This is a genomic window from Candidatus Neptunochlamydia vexilliferae, assembly GCF_015356785.1.
Classification (GTDB): domain Bacteria; phylum Chlamydiota; class Chlamydiia; order Chlamydiales; family Simkaniaceae; genus Neptunichlamydia; species Neptunichlamydia vexilliferae.
This window is the reverse complement of sequence record NZ_JAAEJV010000005.1, coordinates 19,238-41,634: the sequence shown is the minus strand read 5'-3', so window position 1 is coordinate 41,634 and position 22,397 is coordinate 19,238. Positions and strand designations below refer to the sequence as shown.

32 protein-coding genes and 1 tRNA gene are annotated in these 22,397 nt (G+C 46.4%); 29 read left to right on the top strand and 4 right to left on the bottom strand.

The window, feature by feature from the left end:
* The first annotated feature begins 2 nt into the window (after nt 1-2).
* The 25 genes from rplD (at nt 3) to NEPTK9_RS01950 (ending at nt 13,489) form a co-directional block, all read left to right on the top strand.
* A complete protein-coding gene (gene rplD / locus NEPTK9_RS02070) occupies nt 3-659 on the top strand; it encodes a 50S ribosomal protein L4 (RefSeq protein WP_194847170.1) in 657 nt (218 codons plus the stop codon).
* Between the two features lie 163 nt (nt 660-822).
* Nucleotides 823-1,161 (top strand): 50S ribosomal protein L23, encoded by a 339-nt coding sequence (gene rplW, locus NEPTK9_RS02065; RefSeq protein WP_194847169.1) that lies wholly within the window; start codon nt 823-825, stop codon nt 1,159-1,161.
* Between the two features lie 8 nt (nt 1,162-1,169).
* Nucleotides 1,170-2,012: a 50S ribosomal protein L2 gene (gene rplB / locus NEPTK9_RS02060; RefSeq protein WP_228546975.1), complete on the top strand. Its 843-nt coding sequence runs from the start codon at nt 1,170-1,172 to the stop codon at nt 2,010-2,012.
* Nucleotides 2,013-2,276, top strand: coding sequence for a 30S ribosomal protein S19 (gene rpsS / locus NEPTK9_RS02055; RefSeq protein WP_194847168.1), 264 nt, complete (start codon nt 2,013-2,015; stop codon nt 2,274-2,276).
* A 14-nt stretch (nt 2,277-2,290) separates the two neighbouring features.
* Nucleotides 2,291-2,629, top strand: coding sequence for a 50S ribosomal protein L22 (rplV, locus tag NEPTK9_RS02050; protein WP_194847167.1), 339 nt, complete (start codon nt 2,291-2,293; stop codon nt 2,627-2,629).
* A gap of 5 nt (nt 2,630-2,634) precedes the next feature.
* The gene (rpsC, locus tag NEPTK9_RS02045; RefSeq protein ID WP_194847166.1) at nt 2,635-3,264 is read left to right on the top strand and encodes a 30S ribosomal protein S3; all 630 of its coding nucleotides are present in this window, start codon (nt 2,635-2,637) and stop codon (nt 3,262-3,264) included.
* A 19-nt stretch (nt 3,265-3,283) separates the two neighbouring features.
* Entirely contained in the window at nt 3,284-3,703 is a 420-nt protein-coding gene (gene rplP, locus NEPTK9_RS02040) for a 50S ribosomal protein L16 (protein ID WP_194847165.1), read from the top strand.
* Nucleotides 3,704-3,715: 12 nt separating this feature from the next.
* Complete coding sequence (gene rpmC / locus NEPTK9_RS02035; RefSeq protein WP_194847164.1) at nt 3,716-3,913, top strand: 50S ribosomal protein L29; 198 nt, start codon at nt 3,716-3,718, stop codon at nt 3,911-3,913.
* A 3-nt stretch (nt 3,914-3,916) separates the two neighbouring features.
* Nucleotides 3,917-4,165 (top strand): 30S ribosomal protein S17, encoded by a 249-nt coding sequence (gene rpsQ, locus NEPTK9_RS02030; protein ID WP_194847163.1) that lies wholly within the window; start codon nt 3,917-3,919, stop codon nt 4,163-4,165.
* 17 nt (nt 4,166-4,182) lie between these two features.
* The gene (rplN, locus tag NEPTK9_RS02025) at nt 4,183-4,551 is read left to right on the top strand and encodes a 50S ribosomal protein L14 (protein WP_194847162.1); all 369 of its coding nucleotides are present in this window, start codon (nt 4,183-4,185) and stop codon (nt 4,549-4,551) included.
* A 17-nt stretch (nt 4,552-4,568) separates the two neighbouring features.
* A complete protein-coding gene (rplX, locus tag NEPTK9_RS02020; protein ID WP_194847161.1) occupies nt 4,569-4,910 on the top strand; it encodes a 50S ribosomal protein L24 in 342 nt (113 codons plus the stop codon).
* Between the two features lie 3 nt (nt 4,911-4,913).
* Entirely contained in the window at nt 4,914-5,456 is a 543-nt protein-coding gene (gene rplE, locus NEPTK9_RS02015) for a 50S ribosomal protein L5 (protein ID WP_194847160.1), read from the top strand.
* A gap of 9 nt (nt 5,457-5,465) precedes the next feature.
* Complete coding sequence (gene rpsH / locus NEPTK9_RS02010) at nt 5,466-5,861, top strand: 30S ribosomal protein S8 (protein WP_194847196.1); 396 nt, start codon at nt 5,466-5,468, stop codon at nt 5,859-5,861.
* 20 nt (nt 5,862-5,881) lie between these two features.
* Complete coding sequence (gene rplF, locus NEPTK9_RS02005; protein ID WP_194847159.1) at nt 5,882-6,424, top strand: 50S ribosomal protein L6; 543 nt, start codon at nt 5,882-5,884, stop codon at nt 6,422-6,424.
* A gap of 3 nt (nt 6,425-6,427) precedes the next feature.
* Complete coding sequence (rplR, locus tag NEPTK9_RS02000) at nt 6,428-6,790, top strand: 50S ribosomal protein L18 (protein WP_194847158.1); 363 nt, start codon at nt 6,428-6,430, stop codon at nt 6,788-6,790.
* A gap of 8 nt (nt 6,791-6,798) precedes the next feature.
* Nucleotides 6,799-7,296 (top strand): 30S ribosomal protein S5, encoded by a 498-nt coding sequence (rpsE, locus tag NEPTK9_RS01995; RefSeq protein ID WP_194847157.1) that lies wholly within the window; start codon nt 6,799-6,801, stop codon nt 7,294-7,296.
* Nucleotides 7,293-7,742, top strand: a complete 450-nt coding sequence (gene rplO / locus NEPTK9_RS01990; RefSeq protein ID WP_194847156.1) for a 50S ribosomal protein L15 — start codon at nt 7,293-7,295, stop codon at nt 7,740-7,742. The genes rpsE and rplO overlap by 4 nt, the downstream gene beginning before the upstream one ends.
* Before the next feature lie 11 nt (nt 7,743-7,753).
* The gene (gene secY, locus NEPTK9_RS01985) at nt 7,754-9,127 is read left to right on the top strand and encodes a preprotein translocase subunit SecY (RefSeq protein WP_194847155.1); all 1,374 of its coding nucleotides are present in this window, start codon (nt 7,754-7,756) and stop codon (nt 9,125-9,127) included.
* Between the two features lie 71 nt (nt 9,128-9,198).
* Entirely contained in the window at nt 9,199-9,573 is a 375-nt protein-coding gene (rpsM, locus tag NEPTK9_RS01980; RefSeq protein ID WP_194847154.1) for a 30S ribosomal protein S13, read from the top strand.
* A 51-nt stretch (nt 9,574-9,624) separates the two neighbouring features.
* Nucleotides 9,625-10,017: a 30S ribosomal protein S11 gene (rpsK, locus tag NEPTK9_RS01975; protein WP_194847195.1), complete on the top strand. Its 393-nt coding sequence runs from the start codon at nt 9,625-9,627 to the stop codon at nt 10,015-10,017.
* Nucleotides 10,018-10,032: 15 nt separating this feature from the next.
* A complete protein-coding gene (locus NEPTK9_RS01970) occupies nt 10,033-11,133 on the top strand; it encodes a DNA-directed RNA polymerase subunit alpha (protein ID WP_194847153.1) in 1,101 nt (366 codons plus the stop codon).
* Nucleotides 11,130-11,552: a 50S ribosomal protein L17 gene (rplQ, locus tag NEPTK9_RS01965; protein WP_194847152.1), complete on the top strand. Its 423-nt coding sequence runs from the start codon at nt 11,130-11,132 to the stop codon at nt 11,550-11,552. The genes NEPTK9_RS01970 and rplQ overlap by 4 nt, the downstream gene beginning before the upstream one ends.
* A 101-nt stretch (nt 11,553-11,653) precedes the next feature.
* Nucleotides 11,654-12,670, top strand: a complete 1,017-nt coding sequence (gap, locus tag NEPTK9_RS01960; protein WP_194847151.1) for a type I glyceraldehyde-3-phosphate dehydrogenase — start codon at nt 11,654-11,656, stop codon at nt 12,668-12,670.
* 21 nt (nt 12,671-12,691) lie between these two features.
* The gene (locus NEPTK9_RS01955) at nt 12,692-13,348 is read left to right on the top strand and encodes a hypothetical protein (protein WP_194847150.1); all 657 of its coding nucleotides are present in this window, start codon (nt 12,692-12,694) and stop codon (nt 13,346-13,348) included.
* A gap of 57 nt (nt 13,349-13,405) precedes the next feature.
* A tRNA-Leu gene (locus NEPTK9_RS01950) sits at nt 13,406-13,489 on the top strand.
* Nucleotides 13,490-13,737: 248 nt separating this feature from the next.
* Here the strand turns inward: NEPTK9_RS01950 and NEPTK9_RS01945 are convergent.
* Nucleotides 13,738-14,688 carry an RNA-guided endonuclease InsQ/TnpB family protein gene (locus tag NEPTK9_RS01945; protein ID WP_228546978.1) on the bottom strand — a complete coding sequence of 317 codons (951 nt, stop codon included), beginning with the start codon at nt 14,686-14,688 and terminating at the stop codon, nt 13,738-13,740.
* Nucleotides 14,689-15,035: 347 nt separating this feature from the next.
* Here NEPTK9_RS01945 and NEPTK9_RS01940 point away from each other — a divergent pair, with 347 nt between their 5' ends.
* Entirely contained in the window at nt 15,036-15,314 is a 279-nt protein-coding gene (locus NEPTK9_RS01940; protein ID WP_194847148.1) for a hypothetical protein, read from the top strand.
* Complete coding sequence (locus NEPTK9_RS01935; RefSeq protein ID WP_194847147.1) at nt 15,311-16,126, top strand: alpha/beta hydrolase; 816 nt, start codon at nt 15,311-15,313, stop codon at nt 16,124-16,126. Before NEPTK9_RS01940 ends, NEPTK9_RS01935 begins: the two co-directional genes overlap by 4 nt.
* Nucleotides 16,127-16,147: 21 nt before the next feature.
* Here the strand turns inward: NEPTK9_RS01935 and NEPTK9_RS01930 are convergent, their stop codons facing one another.
* Nucleotides 16,148-17,767, bottom strand: a complete 1,620-nt coding sequence (locus NEPTK9_RS01930) for a hypothetical protein (protein ID WP_194847146.1) — start codon at nt 17,765-17,767, stop codon at nt 16,148-16,150.
* A gap of 78 nt (nt 17,768-17,845) precedes the next feature.
* Nucleotides 17,846-19,708 (bottom strand): sulfatase-like hydrolase/transferase, encoded by a 1,863-nt coding sequence (locus NEPTK9_RS01925; RefSeq protein WP_194847145.1) that lies wholly within the window; start codon nt 19,706-19,708, stop codon nt 17,846-17,848.
* Nucleotides 19,709-19,846: 138 nt separating this feature from the next.
* Here NEPTK9_RS01925 and NEPTK9_RS01920 point away from each other — a divergent pair, with 138 nt between their 5' ends.
* Nucleotides 19,847-21,433 carry a trehalase family glycosidase gene (locus NEPTK9_RS01920; protein WP_194847144.1) on the top strand — a complete coding sequence of 529 codons (1,587 nt, stop codon included), beginning with the start codon at nt 19,847-19,849 and terminating at the stop codon, nt 21,431-21,433.
* Here the strand turns inward: NEPTK9_RS01920 and rlmB are convergent.
* Nucleotides 21,378-22,172 carry a 23S rRNA (guanosine(2251)-2'-O)-methyltransferase RlmB gene (gene rlmB / locus NEPTK9_RS01915; RefSeq protein ID WP_228546973.1) on the bottom strand — a complete coding sequence of 265 codons (795 nt, stop codon included), beginning with the start codon at nt 22,170-22,172 and terminating at the stop codon, nt 21,378-21,380. The two genes, NEPTK9_RS01920 and rlmB, sit on opposite strands and share 56 nt — an antisense overlap.
* Nucleotides 22,173-22,198: 26 nt before the next feature.
* On the opposite strand from rlmB, the gene NEPTK9_RS01910 reads away from it, so the two are divergent.
* On the top strand, nt 22,199-22,396 hold the full coding sequence (locus NEPTK9_RS01910; RefSeq protein ID WP_194847143.1) for a hypothetical protein: 198 nt from the start codon (nt 22,199-22,201) through the stop codon (nt 22,394-22,396).
* Nucleotide 22,397: the final 1 nt, after the last annotated feature.

Sequence of the window (22,397 nt, the reverse complement as noted above, 5' to 3'; positions counted from 1 at the left end):
TAGTGGCGAAACTGAAGAAATATGATTTAGATGGAAAAGAGGTCGAGGAGGTCTCCGTCGATGAGAAGCTTCTCGATGTTTCAGTCAACCAGCAGCTGATCAAAGATTACATCGTTGCCCTTAGAAAAAATGCACGGCAGTGGAGCGCCAACACAAAAGGACGCTCTGAGATCGCCCTTTCCAACAGCAAGCCCCACCCCCAGAAAGGGACAGGGCGTGCCCGTCAGGGATGTATCAAAACCGCGCAATATCGAAAAGGGGCCATTGTCTTTGGTCCTAAGCCAAAGTTTGACCAACATGTCCGTATTAACAAAAAAGAAAGACGGGCAGCCATCCACTATCTATTAGCCCAAAAAGTGACCGAAGGAAATATCCGTCTCTTAAAGCTAAAAGCCCTTAAAGAGCCGAAGACCAAGTCGGTCTGTAAGTTCCTCGATGCGGCAGGGCTTAAGAGTAAAAAAGTTCTCTTCCTCTGCGATCAGGGAGAAAAAACCAAGAGACAGCGTGTCAATTTTTACCTCAGCATGCGCAACATCCCTGGAGCAAGATTCCTTCCGATCGAAAATATCAGTGGATATGACCTGATGAGAACTCAGGAAGTGGTTGTTATCGATACAGCACAAGAAAAACTACTTAGCGCGATGGGAGGTAAGTTATGAGCCAATCCGCAAACTCAAATACCCTTTCTTTTCGTGCTTTTTGCACCTTTTTGAAGACAGATTCTTCGGCCTTGTCTCTTGGACAATGTCCTCGAATCAGTTTCCAAAAATGCACTAAAAGATCAATCGAAAATCAAGAATATTATAATTTACGGATAGCCTCATGAAAGAGCGAAACCCTTACCATGTGATCAAATCCCGTCATGTGACCGAAAAGACAACCGTTCTTGAAGGGCTTCAACATGCCAATAGCAACCGATGTGTTGCCAAGTGCACAAGCCCCAAGTATGTCTTTATCGTCGACAAAAATGCGAATAAAAACGAGATCGCACAAGCTGTCGAGACGATTTACGTTGAGAAAAAGATTAAAGTAAAAGCAGTCAATACCATCAGCATGAAACCCAAGAAGCGACGTGTTCGTGGCTTTAGAGGCTTTCGCGCAGGATTTAAAAAGGCAATCGTTACCCTAGAAGCTGGGGATACGATTGATGAAGCGGTTTAGGAGCGATAATGGTTAAGAAATTTCGACCGACAACACCCGGACAAAGAAAGCTAGTTCTTCCTAGCTTCGGTCAGCTAACCCGTGTGAAGGGGAAGCGAGCAACTGTAAAACCGACAAAGTCTCTTTTGGCTCCAAAAAGACGGACTAACGGAAGAAACCACCATGGTCACATTACTTGTCGCCATAGAGGTGGAGGACACAAGCGCTTTTACCGCCTGATTGACTTCAAAAGAGATAAAGATGGGATCGAAGCAAAGGTTGCCTCTGTTGAGTATGATCCAAACCGGTCTGCCCACATCGCTCTTTTAAACTACCGCGATGGGGAAAAGCGTTACATCATTGCTGCTGAAGGGCTCAAGGAAGGCGATCTCCTCATGTCAGGAGAAAAAGCCCCTTTCAAACCGGGATGCGCGATGCAACTTAAAGATATGCCCCTTGGTTCGACCATTCACAATATTGAAATGTATCCAGGGCGAGGTGGAAAACTTGTCCGTTCAGCAGGCCTTTCAGCGCAGCTCATGGCTCGTAGTGGAGGTTATGCCACATTGAAGATGCCTTCTGGAGAAGTGCGCATGGTTCGAGAGACTTGCCGCGCCACCTTTGGAGTGGTCTCCAATGCAGAAAGAGCGCTTCGTGTTGAAGGAAAAGCGGGAAGAACCCGTTGGAAAGGTTTCCGTCCGACAGTGCGAGGAACGGCAATGAACCCCGTTGATCACCCCCATGGAGGTGGTGAAGGGCGTCATAACGGTTATATCCCCCAGACACCATGGGGAATGCAGACAAAAGGGCTCCGCACCCGTTCGAAGAAAAAATCGAAGAAGCTGATTGTGAAAGACCGAAGGAAGAAATAAATGGGTAGAAGCTTAAGAAAAGGTCCCTTTGTGGATCACCACCTAATCAAAAAAGTCCTCAAGCAACCTGCAGAGGGGACTAAAAAAGCAATTAAGACGTGGTCGAGACGTTCCATGATCGTCCCTGAGATGATCGGTCATACGTTTGACGTCCACAATGGAAAAAAATTTATCTCAGTCTTTGTGTCTGAGAATATGGTGGGTCACCGGTTAGGAGAATTTTCTCCCACAAGACTCTTTAAAACCCACCCGGTTAAGAAGTAAAGGAAAGTGAGACAATGCAAGAAGCGATAGCTAAAACGAAATATGTCCGCATCAGCCCAAGGAAAGCACGCCTTGCAGCCGACCTGATTCGAGGCAAAGGTGTTGAAGAGGCGCTCCTTCAGCTCCTCTATTGCAACCTCAAGGGAGGACGCCTTTTAAAGAAGACCCTCGATAGCGCCATTGCCAACGCCGAGACGCTTCATAGCGTTCAGCGCAGAGATCTCAAGGTTAAAGAAGTGCGTGTAGATGTAGGGCCGACTTTAAAGCGAGCAAAATCGAAAAGCCGTGGTGGAAAAGTACCCATCTTAAAGCGGATGAGTCACTTTACAATCATTGTTGGAACGGAAGGTTAAGCATTATGGGACAAAAAACATCACCAACAGGGTTTAGACTAATCCTGAATAAAGATTGGAAGTCAGTATGGTTTGCAAACAAACAAGAGTGTGGAAACTTCATTGCTGAAGACAAAAAGATCCGCGAATTTTTAATGAAAAAACCTTGTTGCGTCGGAACAGCAGAGATCGTCATCAAACGAATGAGTGAAAAAATTGAAGTGACATTGCACACCGCTCGCCCAGGTCTTGTTATTGGAAAGAAAGGGGCAGAGATCGATGCGATGAAGCAAGATCTTAAGAAACTTACTAACAAAGACATTTGGATCGAAGTCGCAGAAATCAAACGTCCTGACCTCGACGCCAAGTTAGTTGCAGAAGCCATTGCCCAACAACTCAAAAGACGGATGGCCTTTAGACGCGTCTTGAAAAAAGCGATCCAAGCGTCGATGGACGCAGGGGCTGCAGGAATTAAAGTTCAGATTTCAGGACGGATTGGTGGCGCAGAAATTGCACGGACCGAGTGGTACAAGGAAGGGCAGATTCCTCTCCAAACCATGCGTGCCAACATCCAATATGCCACAGCACGCTCTGAGACAACCTACGGCTCTATTGGAGTCAAAGTTTGGATTAATAAAGGTCAGCAAAACGGATAGGAATTAGGAGAAATTTGAAATGAAACAAATGCCCGGACGGCCGAAATACCGTAAGCAACAGAAAGGTTCAATGAGCGGAAAAGCTGGCTCTGGACAGTTCATTGAATTTGGCGACTACGGAATGCAGATCCTTGACCGAGGCCGGATTACGAACCAGCAGATCGAAGCTTGCCGTGTAGCCGTTAACCGAACCTTTAGTCGTAGAGGAAAAGTGTGGATTCGGATTTTCCCCGATAAGCCGATCACAAAAAAACCAGCCGAAACCCGAATGGGTAAAGGAAAAGGGGGGACAGACCACTGGGTCGCCGTTGCCCGCCCTGGAAGGATTTTATTTGAAGTTGCGAATGTATCCGAAGATGAAGCCAGAGAAGCCCTTGCAAAAGCGGCAGCAAAGCTTCCCTACCGCACACGTTTTGTAAAACGGCTAGAAAGAGTTTAAGGAGAAAGACAAGTGGTAAAAGCAGAAGAGTTAGTAAATCAATCGATCGAAGAGCTTGAGGCGAAGTACGAAGACACTTGCCGCGACATTTTCGAGCTCACCAGTGAGCTCCGGGTTTCTAGAAAGCTAGAAAAACCCCACGAATTAAAAGAAAAGAAAAAAGATCGGGCGCGAATCCTTACTGTTTTGCGTCAAAAGAAAAACGGATAGATCATGGAAGCTCAAGGAAGAAAAAAAGTTAGAGAAGGAACGGTTGTCTCAGCAAAAATGGACAAGACCGCAGTGGTCAATGTTGAGAGAACGATCCTCCATCCTCGCTATAAGAAAGTGATCAAGCGAGGAAAGAAATATTATGCGCATAACGAGAAAGGAGAGCTCAAAGTGGGTCAAAAAGTCCGCATTCAGGAAACCCGCCCCCTTTCAAAGTTAAAGCGGTGGATAATCATTGATGTGCTTTCATAAAAACAGGTAAGAGAAGAATGATTCAACAAGAAACAGAACTAGAAGTAGCAGATAACAGCGGAGCCAAGCGGGTCAAGTGCTTTAAAGTCCTTGGCGGAACAAGACGGCGTTATGCTGGAGTCGGTGATATTGTTGTCTGTTCGGTGAAAGCGGCAGATCCCAAAGGAAATGTGAAAAAAGGGGATGTTGTCAAAGCGGTCATCGTTAGAACAAAAAACTACATCCGTCGAAAAGATGGCTCGATGCTAAAGTTTTATGACAACAGTTGTGTCATTATAGACGATAAGAAAAACCCTAAAGGGACCCGTATCTTTGGCTCTGTTGCCCGAGAAGTACGCGAAAAAGGGTTTATTAAAATTGGCTCACTGGCCCCCGAAGTGATTTAAAGAGGAAAGAGCGAATCATGAAACAAAAATGGATTAAGAAAGGTGATAAAGTCCTCGTTATCAGCGGAAACGACCGAGGGAAGGCAGGTGAGGTCATCGCCAAGAAAGATTCTCGGATCCTTGTGCAAGGGATCAATGTCCGAAAAAGACATATGAAAGCACGCCAGCAAGGGCAAAAGTCTGAAATCGTCAGCTTAGAAAAGCCCATCCACATCTCCAACGTGGCCCTTTGTGATGGCGAAGGAAAAAAGATTAAGCTCAACGTGAAGATTGGCAAAGATGGATCTAAAGAGCTTGTTTATCTCGATAACGGTAAAGAAGTCAGTTATCGAACCCTAAAAAAACCGGTGAAAGCGTAAACCATGTCAAGATTAAAGAAGAGATACCAAGAAGAAATTAAAGAGGCCCTCAAAGAGAAGTTCTCTTACACAAACCCGACAAAGATTCCAGAGCTTAAGAAAATTGTTATCAGCATGGGAGTTGCCGAAGCGATCAAAGACAAAAATGTCTTGCAAGATTGTGTCAAAGAGCTTACCCTGATCTCTGGTCAGAAGCCTATTGTTACAATCGCGAAAAGGTCGGTGGCAAACTTCAAGCTTCGAGAAGGACAGGCCATTGGGGTCAAGGTCACCCTAAGAGGAAAGCGGATGTATGAATTTTTTGACCGCTTTTGCAACATCGTTTGTCCCCGCATTCGGGACTTTCGAGGTTTCAATAAGAAAGGAGATAGTAGAGGAAGTTACTCCCTAGGATTAACAGACCAACAAATGTTTCCAGAGCTCAACCTTGATGAAGTGAAACGGGACCAAGGGATGAACATCACCTTTGTCACAACGGCAACAGAAGAAGAGGACTGTCTAGAGCTGCTCACCCAGCTAGGACTTCCCTACAGAAAAGAAAATTAAGAGGATATGATGGCAATTACCGATACAGTCGCAGACTTATTGACCCGAATTCGCAATGCAAAAGATGCAAAGCATAAATATGTCGATGTTTGCTTTAGCAAGTTGAACCAATCAGTGATCGATGTCCTTAAAGAAAAAGGATATGTGAATCAACTTCTGATCAATGAAAAAAAACATCAGATCCGAGTCTTCTTGAAGTACCGAAAAGGATCAACAAACAGCATTATCCATGGACTCAAGCGTGTCTCTAAGCCTGGCTTAAGAAAATATGTCGGCTACCAAGACATCCCAAAAGTCTTTAGCGGACTTGGAATTGCAATCCTTTCTACTCCCTCAGGAGTTTTAGAAGGGGAAAAAGCTCGAGAGATGAAAGTAGGTGGAGAGCTTCTCTGCTTAGTTTGGTAAAAATTAGGAAATAACGAAAAATGTCACGATTAGGTAAAGCACCCATTCCCCTCCCAAAAGGAGTAGAAGTTAAGGTTTCAAAAGAGGCCATTGAAGTCAAAGGTCCAAAAGGAACCCTGAAGCATGAATTTCCCCTAGGGATTTCTGTCAAAGTGGAAGAAGACCAAGTTCATGTCCTATTTGATGAAAAAGCAGGTCTAGAAAAGCCCCATTATGGACTCCACCGCTCACTGATTAACAATGCTGTTGTGGGGGTCAGCGCCGGCTTTGAAAAGCAGCTGAGCCTCATTGGGGTAGGATATCGTGCGGCGGTCAAAGGAAATGTCCTTGATCTTCAGCTCGGTTTTTCCCACCCTTCACAGGTGGCCATTCCTGCTGATCTCCAAGTGACCGTTGAAAAAAACACACTCATCAAAGTGACTGGACCAAACAAACAAGTTGTCGGTCAGTTTGCAGCGAACGTACGTGCTTTACGCCCTCCTGAGCCTTACAAAGGAAAAGGGGTGCGCTACGTTGATGAATATGTCCGCAAGAAAGCCGGTAAATCGGCTAAAGGGAGCTAAAAAATGCATTTAAACTTAAAAAAGCGAACCACCATCCGAAAAAAACGGGCCCTTCGCATTCGCAAAAAATTGCGCGGCACTGCAGAGCGTCCCCGTCTCTCCGTTTCAAAAACGCTTACTCACATTGGCGTTCAACTGATTGACGATGAGAAAGGAATCACCCTTGCTAGCTACAGTACACTAGCAAAAGAGCTCAAGGGAAAGAAAAAGTCCAAAGAAACAGCCCGTCTTGTTGGCGAGAAGATCGGAGAGCTTGCTAAAGGAAAAAACATCGACCGAGTGGTCTTTGATCGTGGCCGATTTAAATATCATGGAATCATCGCTGAGCTTGCAAATGGCGCTCGGGAAAAAGGAATAAAATTTTAGGAACACTCATGGCGAAGAAAGGCAAAAGAGAAGAAGATTTCAACAGCGAATTTGAAGAGAAAGTTCTCTACATCAACCGTTGCTCTAAAGTAGTGAAAGGGGGACGCAAATTTAGCTTTTCCGCTCTCGTTATTGTTGGAGATGGAAATGGGCGTGTAGGGGTAGGCTTTGCCAAAGCCAATGAGGTGGCCGATGCGATCCGCAAAGGGGGCGAAGCAGCCCGCAAAAACATCCTCACCTTTGAGCTCGAAGGAACCTCGATCCCTCATGAAATCATTAGCGACAAAGATGGAGCCAAGATCCTCTTAAAACCCGCAAAGCCAGGAACAGGAATTATTGCAGGATCTAAAATGCGCGCTGTTCTTGAAGTCAGCGGTATTAAAGATGTGATTGGAAAAAGCTTAGGATGTAACAACCCGCTGAACCAAGTCCATGCTACATTCAAAGCCCTTGGTGAGCTGAGAAACAGACAAGAGACACTCGAAGCAAGAGGAGCTGCCGTATGAAACTATCACAGCTAAAAGATACACACCGCAAACCAAAGCGAAGAAAACGTGTAGGTAGAGGCCCCGGCTCTAAAATGGGAAAGACCTCTTGCCGTGGCCATAAAGGAGACAAGTCTCGTTCTGGTTATAAAAGACGTGGCGGAAAAGAAGGAGGACAACTTCCTCTCTTCCAAAAGCTTCCTCACCGAGGCTTTTCCAACAAGCAGTTTGCAACGCCCATTTTCTCGATCAATCTAGACCGGATCGATGCTTACTTCGAAGACGGTGAAGTCGTCAACAAAGAAACCCTCATGGAGAAGGGATTCCCCATGCGGCGGATGAAAGGGGGCTTTAAAGTTCTCGGAAATGGCGAGCTCACCAAAAAAGTGGTGATTGAAGCAAACAAGTATTCCAAAAACGCGATCGTCAAGCTTGAAAAGCAAGGGATCGAATTTAAGCGCATTTAAGTTAGGCCAATATGCTTCAAGCATTCAGAAAGATCTTTTCTATCGAAGAAGTCAAGACAAAAATTGTCTTCACGCTCTTAATGCTTTTAGTGTGCCGTATTGGAGCTTATATCCCTGTCCCTGGAATCAATGGAGATGAGGTTTTCCAAGTCTTCCGGCAGCTAACAGGAGGAAGCCAAAACCTCTTCCAGCTCGTCGACATCTTTTCAGGGGGCGCCTTTGCCCAGATGACAGTGATTGCCCTTGGGGTGATGCCCTATATTTCCGCATCAATCATCATGCAGATCCTCGTTGCTGTGGTCCCTTCCCTTCAAAGGGATATGCGAGAAAACGGAGAAGCAGGAAAGCGGAAAATGGGAAAAGGGATCCGGATGATGACCATTGTATTAGCCCTTTTTCAGTCAGCCCTTCTTGCTAAATATGCCTTTAGCCTCAACGCTTCCCATCCAGGAATCATCGTTCCTCAAATGCTAAGTGCCCAGATCATGGGGTTCCCCTGGCTTTTTTACCTGACCGTTATGGCAGCGATGAGCACAGGAACCCTCTTTTTGATGTGGATTGGAGAACAAATTACCGAACGAGGAATAGGAAACGGAATCAGCCTTATTATCTCGATTGGAATCCTTTCCTCCCTTCCACGCACCCTTGGAACCATTATCAGGCAGCTTAACCTAGACTCTCAAGAGCCAGGGCAGATGACCTTTTCCTCGATCGTCGTTCTTTCGATTGTCTTTGTCATGATCATTTTAGGAACCATTTTGATCATTCAAGGAACCCGAAAGATCCCCCTTCAATACGCAAGGCGCGTTGTGGGGAGAAGAGAAAGTCAAGGTGGAACCTCCCATATTCCACTGAAAATTAACTATGCAGGAGTCATTCCCGTCATCTTTGCCTCCTCCCTTTTGATGTTTCCTGCAACCATCGCCCAGTTTTTAAGCAAAGGGACCTGGCTTGCCTCCGTTGTGGGGTGGCTCTCTCCCGGAAGCTGGGTATATACCACAATATTTGTCCTCCTCATCCTCTTTTTCACCTACTTTTGGACAGCAACACAGTTTCATCCGGAGCAAATAGCCTCCGATATGAAGAAAAATGGAGCCTTCATCCCTGGAGTGCGTCAAGGTCGCCCCACACAAGAATTTTTAGAATCGACCATGAACCGGATTACCCTTGCCGGCGCCATTTTTCTCGCTCTCATCGCCATCTTACCCACCTTGGTAGGTAAAATTTTAAATGTAGATCCTTCGATCAGCTACTTCTTCGGCGGAACCTCCCTCCTCATCCTCGTAGGGGTGATCCTCGACACGACGAAGCAGATCGAATCTCATCTACTGATGAAGCGGTATGACGGCTTTATGAAGAAAGGAAGAATTTCAGGTAGAATATAAGTGTTGAACTCTTTAAGAGTTTCTGCTAACATTGTGCCTACAAATGAAGTATTAAAGAAGGATTTTAACCTATGCCCCGTGTGATTGGAATCGATATTCCGGGTAATAAGCGTCTTGTGATCAGCTTGACCTACATCTATGGAATTGGAAATGCTGTTTCAAAAGAAGTGATCCAAAAGCTTGGATTAGACGCGAATATGCGCGCTCACAACCTGACCGATGAAGAAGTTTCAAAGCTCAATGCGATCTTAACCTCTGAATATGTTGTAGAAGGAGACTTGAGGCGACAAGTACAAAATAATATCAAGCGATTGATCAGTATCAACGCTTACCGTGGAATGAGACACCGTTCAGGCCTCCCTACCCGAGGACAAAGAACCCGTACTAACGCCCGGACCCGGAAAGGGAAAAAGAAAACTGTAGCTGGCAAGAAAAAAGCCGTTTAATGTTAGGAGTATCAATTGGCTAAACAAGATAAAGCGACTAAAAAGACACCGATGGTCAAAAAGGCCCCGACGCGTACCAAGAAAAAAGTCTCAAGAACAATCCCAAGTGGAATCGCCCACGTTAAAGCAACGTTCAACAATACGATCGTTTCAATTACCGATCCTTCAGGCAATGTCATTGCATGGGCAAGCGCTGGGAAAACCAATTTTACAGGATCTAGAAAATCATCTGCATTTGCAGCCTCTGTTGCGGCGCAAGATGCGGGGAAGATTGCGATGACCCATGGAATGAAAGAAGTTGAAGTCTGCCTAAAAGGGCCCGGAGCAGGAAGAGAATCTGCAGTACGTGGCCTTCAAAGCGCCGGACTCATCATTACCCTGATTAAAGATAAGACTCCCATCCCCCACAATGGTTGTCGCCCTAGAAAAAGACGTCGTGTATAAGGAGAGAGGAAATCTATGACAGTTAAGTATGGCAAATTTGAACTGCCGACGAATATCAAAATTGAAGAAGCGAGTAAATCAGATACCTACTCTCGCTTTATTGCAGAGCCTTTTGAAAGGGGATTTGGACACACTGTTGGAAACAGTTTAAGACGTGTGATGCTCACCTCTTTAGAGGCCCCCTCTATTATCTCCGTCAAGATCGAAGGAGTTCCCCACGAATACACAGCCGTTGAGGGAATTGTTGAGGATATGACCCATATCATCCTCAACTTTAAAGGAGCCCTTCTCCGCAAGCTCCCCCTTGAAGAGAACCGAGATACCCGAGGCCCAAAGCTTATTTCAAAAACCCTCGAAATCACACAAGCCATGCTTGATGAAAATGGAGGGCAAGTCAACATCACCTTTAAGGATGTCATGGGAGAGTCTGACTTTGAAATCGTCAACCCTGACCACCACATCTTTAAAATCACCCAACCGATGAAAAAGCGGATTGACCTCAAGGTCGCGATTGGAAGAGGGTATGTGCCATCGGAGCGTCATGAAATTGCAGATAAAGTCGTTGATGAAATCGTGATCGACTCAGCCTTTTCTCCTGTCCGCCTGGTCAACTACTTTGTTGAAAACACCCGGGTTGGACAAGACACCGACTATGACCGTCTTATTTTAGAGGTAACAACCGATGGAAGGATCACCCCTCAAGAGGCCCTGACCTTTGCCACACAGATCGGCGTCCTTCACCTTGAAGTTTTTAACACCTTGAAGTTTCAGGATCTTTCTTACGACCACGAAGAGATGGAATCTGACTCTGACCGGGATGAACTTCTTGCGAAGCTATCCCTTAAGATTAATGAAATTGAACTTTCAGTACGTTCAACAAACTGCCTCCTTCAGGCAAACATCGATACCATTGCCGAGCTTGTCATCATGCCCGAGCCTGAGATGCTTAAATTTCGCAACTTTGGAAAGAAATCTCTCAACGAGATCAAAGCCAAGTTAGAAGATATGGAGCTGAGCTTAGGGATGGATCTGACCCGTTACGGAATCAACCGCGATAACGTCAGACAAATTGTTGAAGAGTACTTGGAAGAAAAAGCAGGACAGGAAATACAATGAGACACCAGAAACGGACAGTAAAGCTCAATAGAAATGGTTCCCATCGTCGGGCAATGATTGCCAACATGTTAAAGGCACTTGTTCAGCATGGACAAATTGAAACCACAGTGGCGAAGGCAAAAGCGCTCCGCCCCCATGCCGATAAGCTCATCACGATGGCCAAGAAAAATACTCTGGCGTCGCGACGAGCAGCTATTGCAAAAATGATGGTGTCCTATAACAAGCTTTCTTCAAAAGAGACCCGTGCAGCGAAAGAAGGGAATACCTCTTCTTACAACGCTGATAGGTTTGTAGAGCGCAAACTTGGTGAGCTTGCAGAGCGTTATGGCTCGCGTGCTGGAGGATATACCCGCATTGTTCGGAAAGAAAACCGACAAGGTGATAGCTCACCTCTCTGCATCATCGAGTACGTTCAATAAAATTCTGAGCAATCTGCTTTCAGATTGCTCTTTTCCCTTCCATCCAGTATGATTTGAAAAAAGAACTTGTAAACCCAAAACCGAGGTTGTAAGGATTGCGCATGGGAAAAATACGTGTTGGAATTAATGGATTTGGGCGCATTGGCCGTTCGGTCTTTAGGCTCGCCTTTGAAAAATTTAGCGATATAGAAATCGTTGCAGTCAATGATCTTGTCGCTCCAGCAAATCTTGCCTATCTCATCAAACATGACTCGGTTCATGGCCGTTTTGCCCACTCGATCGAGGCCAAAGGGGAGACCTTTGTAGTCGATGGGAAGCACACCATTCAAGTTCTAGAGGAAAAAGACCCCAGCAAGCTCCCTTGGAAAGACCTCAATGTCGACTATGTCATTGAGTCAACAGGCCTTTTTACCTCGCGAGAAAAAGCTGAACTCCATCTTAAAGGAGGAGCCAAGCGGGTTATTATCTCTGCTCCTGCCAAAGATGGGGTTCCGACCTTTGTCATGGGGGTGAACCACGAAAAGTTTGACCCCAAAAAAGATACGGTCGTTTCCAATGCCTCCTGTACGACCAACTGCCTTGCCCCTGTCACCAAAGTACTTTTGGATCACTTTGGGATAGAAGAAGGGCTCATGACAACCATTCATGCGTTAACACCGACCCAGCCGGTCCATGATGGTCCGTCAAAAAAAGATTTACGTGGAGGGCGCAGTGGCGCCTTCAACATTATCCCTGCCTCTACTGGAGCTGCCAAAGCGGTAGCGCTATGCATCCCAGAGGTGAAGGGAAAATTAACAGGGATGGCCTTTAGGGTCCCTGTTGCCGACGTCTCTGTTGTTGATTTAACAGTAAAGCTGACGAAATCGACCAGTTATGATACACTATGCAAGACGATGAAGTCGGAAGCAAATTCAAATTTGAAAGGAATACTAGGTTATACCGAGGAAGATGTTGTTTCCTCTGATTTTATTGGAGACACCCATTCCTCATACTTTGATGCCCATGCCGGGATCCCGTTAAATGATAACTTTTTCAAACTGATTTCCTGGTATGACAATGAAATGGGGTATTCCTGCCGTTTGCTCGACTTGATCCGCTACATAGCCAAAACACAATAACCTTTAACATGGAACAAATTAGTGGATTTTACACGAGAACCCTTAGTAGAAACAGTCATTACCCCCAAGGAGGGATTTAAGCTCATCATCCGCGCAAGCAGCGGAGCAAGTGAAGAGGAATATTCAGTGGGTGCTGTTGAAGTCGTTGCCTTTGGCAACTGCTACTTCTTCCGCTCCCTTGAAAAGCCCAAAGCCTTCCTCCTTCCAATGACAGAATATGAAGTTGTAGAAGCGCGGGAGACCCGCACCGTTCTTAAAAAGCCGAAGATTGAAAAGGCGATTAAGATTGGTGGAGGCAAAAAAGCCACCTCCAAAAAAGCCTCCTCCGAAGAAGAACCCAAAGAGGAGCAGCCGAAGAAAAAAGAGCGGAAGCGGAGCCGGAAGCGGAGCGCAAAAACCGATGAAGCTCCCAAAGAAGAGGAAGCAGCAGCGGACGGAGAACAAAAAGAGGCCTCTCCACCACCCCCTCGCCGCACCCTTCTTCCTCCTCCCACAAGTCTCATCTCCGAGCAGATCGATCGGTATAAAGATTACCTGGCCGAACAAGGAGCTATCACTCCTGGAGATATCAAAGCTGCTGAAAAAGAGGTTGCTGAAGAAAGTGCACCCGCTGAAGAAAAAGTGGTCGATATCGCAACCGAAGCTCCTCCCACGACGCTTGAAGAATCAGAGTCTTGATTCTTAACTGGAAAAAGGATAGACTGTAACTCTCCTCAAACGGGGAGAGTTACCCACGCTCGGGTGGTGAAATTGGTAGACACAAGGGACTTAAAATCCCTTGGACTTTTGTCCGTGCGGGTTCGAGTCCCGCCTCGAGCAGACTTAAATTTCTAGTCTTTTTCCTTATTGCACATCATCTAGAGGCTGTCATCACTCGACAAGGTGCTTTACACCTTGCGCTTCGTTCTTCCAACCTCTATCTAATGCACACTAAGAAAAAAGCCTAAGAAATCTAAGTCTGCTCGAGGCGGCCCCCTCGCATTGCTTAGAACGGTTTACAGCAATTCTCAACTTTACTTATCATGATTGCTTGATGGTATATGGGGTTTTATGTCAACTACTCCTCCCTAAAGGAAGGAGCTTGTAGCTAGCGCAGTTGCTGCTACCATAGGCACGTTGACAGGTGCCCTTGCTGAGACAACAGACTCAGCAAGCTTGCAGTGGTTGATCGCTGCATTGCGATCGCTGTGCTGATAGCTTCCACAGCTTAAACATTTAAAGAGGTGCTTTTGCCTAATACCAAGCTTTTTACATCGAGAACAGGTCAAAGAGGAGTACTGTGGCTCCACATAGACAACTTCGATTCCTTGGTTTTGTGCTTTATATTCTATAAAGCACTGAAGCTGCCTCCAAGGCCAGCGGTGGAGCCGTGTCCGCATCCGCTTATTTCCTTTGATTCTCTTTCGAATATTTTTCAAATCTTCGAGAGCTATAATCTTGGCCTCTTTCAAAAGGGCCTCTTCTACAAGGGCTTTGCTGATGCAGTGGTTTGTTTCTTTAACGCGACGACGCTCTTTGCCAGAGGTTTTTTTCAGACATCTTTTAGATGCCTTAGAACCGTTGGACTGAAGCTTCTTCCGTCTATTCAGAAACCTATCTCGCTCAGCTTTAAGTTTTCCTCCTCCATAAATAGTGCCGTTAGAGGTAACGGCACTATTGTTTTCTCCAAGGTCAACCCCCAAAATGGTCCCTTCCTTTTTAAGGGGAACTTCTGGGAGCTCAATAACAAGGTTAAAGAACCACTCTTTTCCCCTCCGAATAAGTTCGCCTTCTTTGATCTTCCCTTGGTTAAGGTATTTCTCTTGATGCGGTCCTATTCGAAAAGAACATTTGATCCTTTTGTTTATAGAAAAAAGAGACAGTGTCTCTTTTTTGAGAGTAAAGGTACGCGCACAGTAGTGGATACTAGATGTTTCTTTAAACGAAATCTCGGGAACTTCTTGACCTTTTTTAATTTTAAGTGCTTTATAGCTTCCACGTACTTTCCTAAGGGCATTGCACACCATTTGAGAGCCCAGTTGCGGAATTTCTTCTCTTATTTTAGAATAGCATTTGACAAATTTAAAGAAAAATCGTCACTTGACGATTGGGGTCCCGGGGTTTTATAAGGAGATTCTGGAGCAGATTCTCCCCGATGCGGAGACTGTAGAGCTCACACACTTAGGAGTTGGGGAAAAATAACTCATGCATTTCTGGTGCCATAGCGCTTTAGCTGCGCGGCGCAAATCCGCAGGAAGCTTATTAGCTTTCAAGGAGTTGCAACAAAGCAGATGAAGATGTTACGGTTGCAGAAAGGCATGAGTTATTTTTGCCCAGCTCCTTAGAACAAATTAAGGATTTTTTGCAGTCGGGAAAGGTAGACGCTGTGATTTGGAAAAAAGAAGCAGGGATCGGGTACTGTCGGACCCACCTCGATTATGTGGTGATCGACTACGGGCCCCAAGCTGGGACCTCCTACCTAGCCTATCCAATTAAATACAATGCGTTTGCATTCCTTTTCTTTTTAAACCGCTGGCTCACCATCCAGGAAAATAGTGGCTTTAAAAAGGAGCAATATGAGTATTGGATGAATGGCTGCCCTCCCCTAAAGTCTGAGGGGCGGTGGAACATCATCCGTAATGTCTTTGGTTGGGGCAAGGAATGAATAAAACGATCTTTTTAACCATCAGCGCCTTCTTCTTTACGATCTTCATCTTTATTGGGTATATCTACCAAGAGCAAGAAGCGATGCTCTTTCATAAGAGAACCCTCCCCAGCGACTATGCCTTTACCTTTAAAGAGCCTTTTGATGAGCTCTTCCTAGAGACCGATCAAGATGCCCGGATCAATGCCCTCCACTTCAAAATCGACAATCCCAAAGGGGTGGTCCTCTATTTCCATGGACGGGGAGGGAACTTGGGAGGAAAATGGGGGCCCGTCGTGCGTGAGTTTACCTCCCGCGGCTACGACCTCTTTATCATGGACTATCGGGGTTTTGGGAAAAGCACCGGAAAGCTCAGTGAAAAGGGGATCTGCCACGACGCTGACTACTGCTACAGCTATCTTCTCGACCAGTACCGAGAAGAGCAGATCGTCGTCTATGGCCGCTCTCTAGGAACAGGGATCGCTACCTACGTTGCCTCCCACCACGACCCCAAAAACCTCGTCCTTGAAGCCCCTTACTTTAGCATCCTCGACCTGACACCACGCCAGCTCCCCTACCTTCCCCGCTTCCTCGTCCCCATGATTCTCAAGTACCACTTCCGGACCGACAAGTGGATCGTCCGGGTCGACTCCCCCATCCATATCTTCCATGGGACCCACGACGAGCTCGTCCCCTACGATTCGAGCACCCGCCTCCTCAAACTTCTTAAAAACAAACAAGACGCCGTCCTTGTTTCCATCGAGAACGGCAAACATAGCCGCCTGCGCCACCATCCGAGCTACCAAAAAGCACTCGACAAAATCCTGCAATAGCTGTTGCAGTTTTTTGCAGGATTAAGCTGTAGCAGACTTCCAGATAAAATCCCTAAAAGTTGCGATCGCTTCTTTATGAGTGAAGCTAACCTGCTTCATTTTATTGATCGCACCATCGATAATTCCCGCAGTGGGCCCTTTTCCTCCAAAAGGCAATGCCACTTGCTTCTGGCTTCTTTCAAAATGGAGAAAGACTCTATCTTTAGTAACCCGGATCTTATTGATCTTAACCGTAAATTGAAGGGGAACTGTCGTATTGCCTGTCAACCAATGGGTATAGCCATTTTTTCTAAGAAGCGCTTTAAGGCCAAGCTTCTGTTTTTCACTCGAACACCTATCATAAAGAAATGAAAAATCTGCGATATGAATTCCCATATGCATCGAGTCTCCATGAAAGGAGATGGAACCTTCATCATTGGCTCTTACCCAAAGAACTTTTTCAGCTTTTAGGCGAGAGTTTACCATATCTTGCCAGCCTCCCGCTTTAACGGTACCTGCTGACCCTACCATTGGGGATTTTAAGGTAATCTTATATTCACGGCCACAAAGTTCTACCGACTCAAGAGCACTTGATGGAATAAACGTTTGCTCAATAAGCTTCCGAATCTCTTCATGTTCAGTCTGAAGACTCATAAAAATCGTTTGCACCATCTGAGCAGCCTCAGACTCTTTCCATATCAGTGCAGGAGGCGCTTTCTTTTTAGCGACTGTTTTACGATTAGTATTCCGCTTTCCCTTCTTTATAAGAGAGTCTTCTCTTTCCTTTTTTGTTTTGGCTTCCTCTGCCTTCTCTTTTTTTGAGATTGTCTCCTTAAGTCGCAAGGGTGCCCAATCTGGTTCGATACAGTCGTAAAATTGCTCGTCAACCCAACTTGGACTATCGTCTGCAGTCACATATCCGTCGTCGGAGCTCTGTTCAATCGAAAGAAGAGTTGGCACCAACGGAGTCTCATAAAAGAATAACGGCCTCACTCTTCTTTTGGGTCTAAAATGGTGCTGGCCGAGGAGAAGAGGTGCCCTCTTTGATCTTTTAGGAGGCTTGATCGCTTTTTGAAAGACATAATCGAGGTTCCAGTGAGCCTCTAGCTTCACCTCATTAAAGTAACGGGTTCGAAATTCCCTATAAAGCTTAGGGTTGCGCGCCCTCTTGTTCATCAGCTTTAAGTAATCCCTAACCTCTTTGAGAGTGGTCACCGGTTTGTCTGTCTCGAAGTAGTCTGAAAAAGCGGTAATCGCTTTTTGTTCGTCACTCTGTATCTGATCAGCAACTTCAAAATAAGTCACGCGGGCCTTATGAAGCTTCTCCCTCTCATCGGTAAATAGGTCGCCAATACTGAGAAAAAACTCCTTGAGAATCCCCCTAAGGCTATAGTCGGAGGGGGTCATTGCCTCTACAAGCCCTGCATAAGCGCTATAAGCCTCATACCACTCCTCATAAGCCTTGTGGATCTCCATCTGCTCCATAAAGGAAAGGGTATGGCGCGTCCTCTGAAAATTGTGCATTTCAATAAAGAGATCCCGGTCATCAGCCGAGGGGATTTTAAATAATTTTTTTAAACAGGCGCGGGCATCCTCAAGTCTTGCTAGCTTGAGCGGCTCATCTAAGTCCCTACTAGGGAGTGTTCTATCAACTAAAACCATGCTATTACTAATGTTAATTTATTTTAACTATTACATTATAGCACAATGTATAGTTATGAATAAATAATAATAAATGATTTAATTATTTATGATTTTTTTGAAAACAGGAGCATAGCGGGCTTTTAGGGCCTCTTTATTGATTTTGAGGGGGCGACCGAGGGTGTTTTTGAGGGAGCGCACCTCAAGTTCCCGGTCGGTGTTAAAGCGGAGGGTGCACTTGAGCGTCCCATCGTGGATGAAAAACTCTTCGGGAGCGCGGGGGCCGTTGAAGCGCCCTGTGATCACAAAGGGAAAGCGCCCTTCTTTGAACAGAGACTCCCCATCAAAAAAGGGATAGGGCTGCTCCCCCAGCAGGTAATCGATGAGGGTCGGGAAGATGTCGACATGAGAGGTGATAATTTCATCGGTCTTTACGGTTTTGAGCCGCTTGTTATCCCCAAGCTTCATGTAAAGTGGGGGCTCGGTTTGCATTGCGCTGAGATGGGAGGCGTGAAAGAGTTGTCCTTCCTCGAAAAACTCCTCGCCATGGTCAGCGGTAAAAAGGATCAGGGCATCGTCATAAAGCCCCTTTTCTTTTAGGCGGTTCACCACCTGCCCAAAGAGAGAATCGACAAAGTGGATCGAGTTTCGGTACCGGTTCTTTGTGAGGTGGACATTTTTAATCGAATTGGAAACCCGAAGATCTGTCTTTTCCTCGCTAATGGGTGTAAAGTGGGTGGGATAGTCGTCGGGCCAACTATAGTTAAAGTGGGTCGAGTCGATAAAGAAAATAAAGAGGTTCCCCTCTTTGCTCTTTTCTTTATCGAGATGACCCAAAAATTTATTCACCGCTCGGGTGTCAGACTCCCAGGCTTGGACCGGAGCATAGTGGGGATAGACATGATAGGAATCGGCAAGGTAGTGATGGGTCCCAAACATCAATTTATCGAGCCGGTAGTAGCGGAGCTGAGACCCCGAATAGACATGGATGTCATACCCCATCTTTTTGAGAATTTGGAGAGGAGGACTCCCCGACTCCCACTTCTTTTGGGTCTCGGCCCAAAGGAAGGGGTAGCGGGAGTAAAAAAGGGAATACCACGCCTTATGGGTCGCGTTGGCATTGGAAAAGGTCTTTCCAAAGCGGACATTTTCCTCTCTAAAGGTGGCAATGTGGGGGGCCGTCTCCTCGGTCATAAAGTCATCACGCAAACTCTCCACGATAAAGAGGTAGATGTTCGGCTTGTTGGCCGCTGCAATGGGCGTTGTGTGGAGGATTTTAAGCGTTTTGTTTTCATTCGGAAGCGATTTTAGGGGACGACCGAGGCGGAGCAACACCTTCTCTTGGGAAAAAAGGGTCGACTTCCAGGGAAGGACCCGCTCATAATAATAGTACTGTTGCCGGTCTAATCTAGGAGTCACTGTAAAATCAAGGGCTATCAGCCCTAAGGGTAAACAGCAAAGGACCTGCGCCAGCCCTCGATAGGTCACCTTTAGAGGCTTTTTTGTCGCTAGCTTTGCGGTTAACTTGTAAAGCCCGACCGCCAATAGTGGAATAACCGTCACGGTTGCTGCAAGAAGAAAAGCCCAAGTCATAATGCTAATTCCCGTCAAATGAAGGAGTTCGATAAAGTTTTCAAAACTCTCATCAAAGACCCAACGGAGACCGTAAAAAACCGAGATATCCATAAAGCGGGTCAGGGTAAAGTCGATGTAGCGAAGGATAAAAAAGAGAAGGCAAAGGCTAATGAACCCATAGTAAAAAGGGTTAGGAAAATAGCGCTTAATCAGATGAGCGACCAAGCCTAGGAGAATGACCTCTAAAAAGCTTTGTAGCAGTGCATAAGCGAGAAAGTATGTGAGAGAAAAGCTCCACTCTTGATCCAAAGAGACGACATGGCAAACATTTAGGGTGAAAAACCCGGCCATGAGTAGGACAAAGTAGTACGGGTTGATGAGCAGCATCCTTTGCCAAAAAGATCTGGAAGTTTTCCCCCCTTCCATTTTCACCCTAACAGTTTGTGTCGTCTCGTAACCTTCTTCTGGCAAAACTTGGGCGGATTGTCAATTGCTTTTTATTCGATTTTTCCTATCTTGATTAGAATGAGCGATGAAAAATTTATACAAGTTTCGGGCCCCCTTTTTGAAGCGGTCCAAATAGCCCAAATCTTTCCCGATGGAAAGACCTTTGTAGATAGCATTCCCCGCTCCCCTCCCGATGAAATTTTAAAAGCCTTTGAGACCCAGAAAAAGAGCGGTGACTTTGATCTTAAACGGTTTGTGGAAGAGCATTTTGACCTTCCAACCCAAGAAGAGGAGCAGGTTCCCCAAGCCTCAACCATGGAAGACTATATTAAGAAGATGTGGCCGATCCTCCTTAAAGAGATGCGGGCCCCCTCTCCTTATATACCCAAACAAATTCAAGAATTGGGAATTTGCCAAAGCCGGCGCCCCAGATTTAGCTCCCTCGAAGCAGTCCCCTATCGAGGAGATAGGGGCGATGCAGAGGGAGTTAAAGATGGGGATGCTGGCGTGGGGAAAAACCAATTCTTGAACTTGTTTGGGTATAGTTCTTTGATCTCCCTTCCCAAGCCCCACATCGTTCCTGGGGGCCGGTTCCGCGAATGCTTTTACTGGGACAGCTACTTTACCGCCCTCGGCTTAGAAGATATGACCTTGGTTAAGAACATGGTCGAAAACTTTGCCTTTCTGATTGAGCAGTTTGGCTTTATCCCTAACGGGAACCGGGTCTACTTTGCCTCCCGCTCCCAGCCCCCTTACTTCTCTTTTTTGCTCACCCTCCTCTATGATGCTGGGGAAAAGGAGTTCGCCCTCAAGTATATCCCCCACCTTGAAAAAGAATATGCCTATTGGATAGAGACTTGTAAGGGAGACCTGGGGCTCAACCGCTACTTCGATCCCCTAAATATCCCCCGCCCTGAAGCTTACCTCCGCGAAACCACCCTAGCCAAAGAGGGGATCCCTCCCGAGTTCTTCCAACACTTAAGGGCCGCCTGCGCCTCTGGATGGGACTTTAGCTCCCGTTGGATCGGAGACCAAAAGAGTTTTCAGACGATCTGCACCCTCGACATCCTCCCCATTGACCTTAACTGTCTCCTTTACCATTTAGAAGAGACCTTGGCCCGCTTCGCCAAAGATCCTGCCCCTTATGCCGCTGCCGCTGCCAAACGAAAAAAAGCGATCCAGACCCTCTTTTGGAAAGAGGATTTCTTCTTCGACTACAACTTTAAGAAGAAAGAGCCTAGCCCTACCCTCTCCCTTGCCGGGGTCACCCCCCTCTTCGTCAAAGCAGCCACCCCCGAGCAAGCAGAGGCCTGTGTAAAGCGGCTTTACATCGACTTTCTAAAGGATGGGGGTTTTGTCACGACGCTGACCGAAAGTGGCCACCAGTGGGACATGCCCAATGGCTGGGCTCCGCTCCAGTGGATCACCATCCAAGGACTCCTCAACTATGGCTATACCGATCTCGCGATGGAAGGGGCCCGCCGGTGGCTTGCCCTTTCCGAAAAGATCTTCAAGGAAACGGGGACTCTCCTTGAAAAGTATAATGTGCGTGACTGCTCTTTGGATATTGCCCGAGGCGAGTATGCCCTTCAGCAAGGGTTTGGGTGGACTAACGGTGTGAACTGTGCATTGCTAAAAAGGTTGCCGCGGCTTGAGAAACGTTAAGCGAATCGATCGCCCCTTGCATCGGGATCATGACGTGAAAGTCGGCCCGATCGGAGACGAGGCGCTGGATGCCACTCCCCTCAGCCCCTAAGATGAGGAGGGTCCTTTCTGGAAACTCAAAATCAAAAAGGGAGTGGGCTCCCTCTTTTAGTTCAGCAGCGACAGAAAAGTAGCCCCCATCTTGGAACTTCTTTTGGGTGTCGGCCAAGTTTGAGACGGGCATTAGAGGGACCAGCTCAGAAGCGCCCACACTTGACTTGCTCACAACAGGGGTGAGGGCCACATTTCGGTTCTTCGAGTAGATAACCGCATCGACTCTAAAGCACTCGGCAGCGCGGAGAATCGCCCCAAAGTTTTGGGGATCCTGAATCGCATCGCACATCAAAACGAGACTTTTTTCAGGAGCGTCTTGCAGAAAAGCTTTCGGCGTTAAGAATTCCCGCTCCTTCACTTCGGCGACAAAGCCCTGGTGGGACTCTGACCCTGCAAGAGAAGCGAGCTTTTGCTTGGGAGCGCATAAGACCTTGACCCCTTGTTTTTTGAGGTCGGTCGCAAGAGGATCCTCTTTTTTATGGGTGTAGACATGGAGAAAGCGCTCCGGACTTTTCTGGAGAACTTCCTCTAACGCATGCTTTCCCATGATGATCCGTTTCATGTTAGCAAGGGTAACATGTCTATGAAAGAAAAGAAAGGATTTGTCGTGAAATTCTTTTTTCGTTATACGTTGGAGAATGTTCAAAAATTCACTTATATGAAGGTAGGTTTATGGAAATTCTTGTTGTTGTTAGCAAAGTCAAAAAATACATTAAAGATAAGGCGGGGATGAGCACCTCTGCATCAGCTGCGGAAGCGCTGACTCGCATCGTCGAAAGAGAGGTTGCCAAAGCGATCAATAATGCGCAAGCAGATGGACGCAAAACCGTGATGGATCGGGATTTTGAAGTTTCAGAGTCCAATCTATAGG

Excerpts from the sequence above, each read along its gene's own strand:
- NEPTK9_RS01930 (WP_194847146.1), bottom strand. The coding sequence starts at position 17,767 with ATGGTTTTAGTTGATAGAACACTCCCTAGTAGGGACTTAGATGAGCCG.
- NEPTK9_RS01935 (WP_194847147.1), top strand. The coding sequence starts at position 15,311 with ATGAATAAAACGATCTTTTTAACCATCAGCGCCTTCTTCTTTACGATC.
- rplX (WP_194847161.1), top strand. The coding sequence starts at position 4,569 with ATGAAACAAAAATGGATTAAGAAAGGTGATAAAGTCCTCGTTATCAGC.
- gap (WP_194847151.1), top strand. The coding sequence starts at position 11,654 with ATGGGAAAAATACGTGTTGGAATTAATGGATTTGGGCGCATTGGCCGT.
- rplV (WP_194847167.1), top strand. The coding sequence starts at position 2,291 with ATGCAAGAAGCGATAGCTAAAACGAAATATGTCCGCATCAGCCCAAGG.
- NEPTK9_RS01925 (WP_194847145.1), bottom strand. The coding sequence starts at position 19,708 with ATGCTGCTCATCAACCCGTACTACTTTGTCCTACTCATGGCCGGGTTT.
- rplB (WP_228546975.1), top strand. The coding sequence starts at position 1,170 with ATGGTTAAGAAATTTCGACCGACAACACCCGGACAAAGAAAGCTAGTT.
- rplQ (WP_194847152.1), top strand. The coding sequence starts at position 11,130 with ATGAGACACCAGAAACGGACAGTAAAGCTCAATAGAAATGGTTCCCAT.
- rpsH (WP_194847196.1), top strand. The coding sequence starts at position 5,466 with ATGGCAATTACCGATACAGTCGCAGACTTATTGACCCGAATTCGCAAT.
- rplE (WP_194847160.1), top strand. The coding sequence starts at position 4,914 with ATGTCAAGATTAAAGAAGAGATACCAAGAAGAAATTAAAGAGGCCCTC.
- rplW (WP_194847169.1), top strand. The coding sequence starts at position 823 with ATGAAAGAGCGAAACCCTTACCATGTGATCAAATCCCGTCATGTGACC.
- rpsE (WP_194847157.1), top strand. The coding sequence starts at position 6,799 with ATGGCGAAGAAAGGCAAAAGAGAAGAAGATTTCAACAGCGAATTTGAA.
- rpsQ (WP_194847163.1), top strand. The coding sequence starts at position 3,917 with ATGGAAGCTCAAGGAAGAAAAAAAGTTAGAGAAGGAACGGTTGTCTCA.
- rplN (WP_194847162.1), top strand. The coding sequence starts at position 4,183 with ATGATTCAACAAGAAACAGAACTAGAAGTAGCAGATAACAGCGGAGCC.
- rplP (WP_194847165.1), top strand. The coding sequence starts at position 3,284 with ATGAAACAAATGCCCGGACGGCCGAAATACCGTAAGCAACAGAAAGGT.
- rplF (WP_194847159.1), top strand. The coding sequence starts at position 5,882 with ATGTCACGATTAGGTAAAGCACCCATTCCCCTCCCAAAAGGAGTAGAA.
- NEPTK9_RS01910 (WP_194847143.1), top strand. The coding sequence starts at position 22,199 with ATGGAAATTCTTGTTGTTGTTAGCAAAGTCAAAAAATACATTAAAGAT.
- secY (WP_194847155.1), top strand. The coding sequence starts at position 7,754 with ATGCTTCAAGCATTCAGAAAGATCTTTTCTATCGAAGAAGTCAAGACA.
- rplO (WP_194847156.1), top strand. The coding sequence starts at position 7,293 with ATGAAACTATCACAGCTAAAAGATACACACCGCAAACCAAAGCGAAGA.
- rpsM (WP_194847154.1), top strand. The coding sequence starts at position 9,199 with ATGCCCCGTGTGATTGGAATCGATATTCCGGGTAATAAGCGTCTTGTG.
- rpsS (WP_194847168.1), top strand. The coding sequence starts at position 2,013 with ATGGGTAGAAGCTTAAGAAAAGGTCCCTTTGTGGATCACCACCTAATC.
- NEPTK9_RS01970 (WP_194847153.1), top strand. The coding sequence starts at position 10,033 with ATGACAGTTAAGTATGGCAAATTTGAACTGCCGACGAATATCAAAATT.
- NEPTK9_RS01920 (WP_194847144.1), top strand. The coding sequence starts at position 19,847 with ATGAGCGATGAAAAATTTATACAAGTTTCGGGCCCCCTTTTTGAAGCG.
- rpsK (WP_194847195.1), top strand. The coding sequence starts at position 9,625 with ATGGTCAAAAAGGCCCCGACGCGTACCAAGAAAAAAGTCTCAAGAACA.
- rpsC (WP_194847166.1), top strand. The coding sequence starts at position 2,635 with ATGGGACAAAAAACATCACCAACAGGGTTTAGACTAATCCTGAATAAA.
- rplR (WP_194847158.1), top strand. The coding sequence starts at position 6,428 with ATGCATTTAAACTTAAAAAAGCGAACCACCATCCGAAAAAAACGGGCC.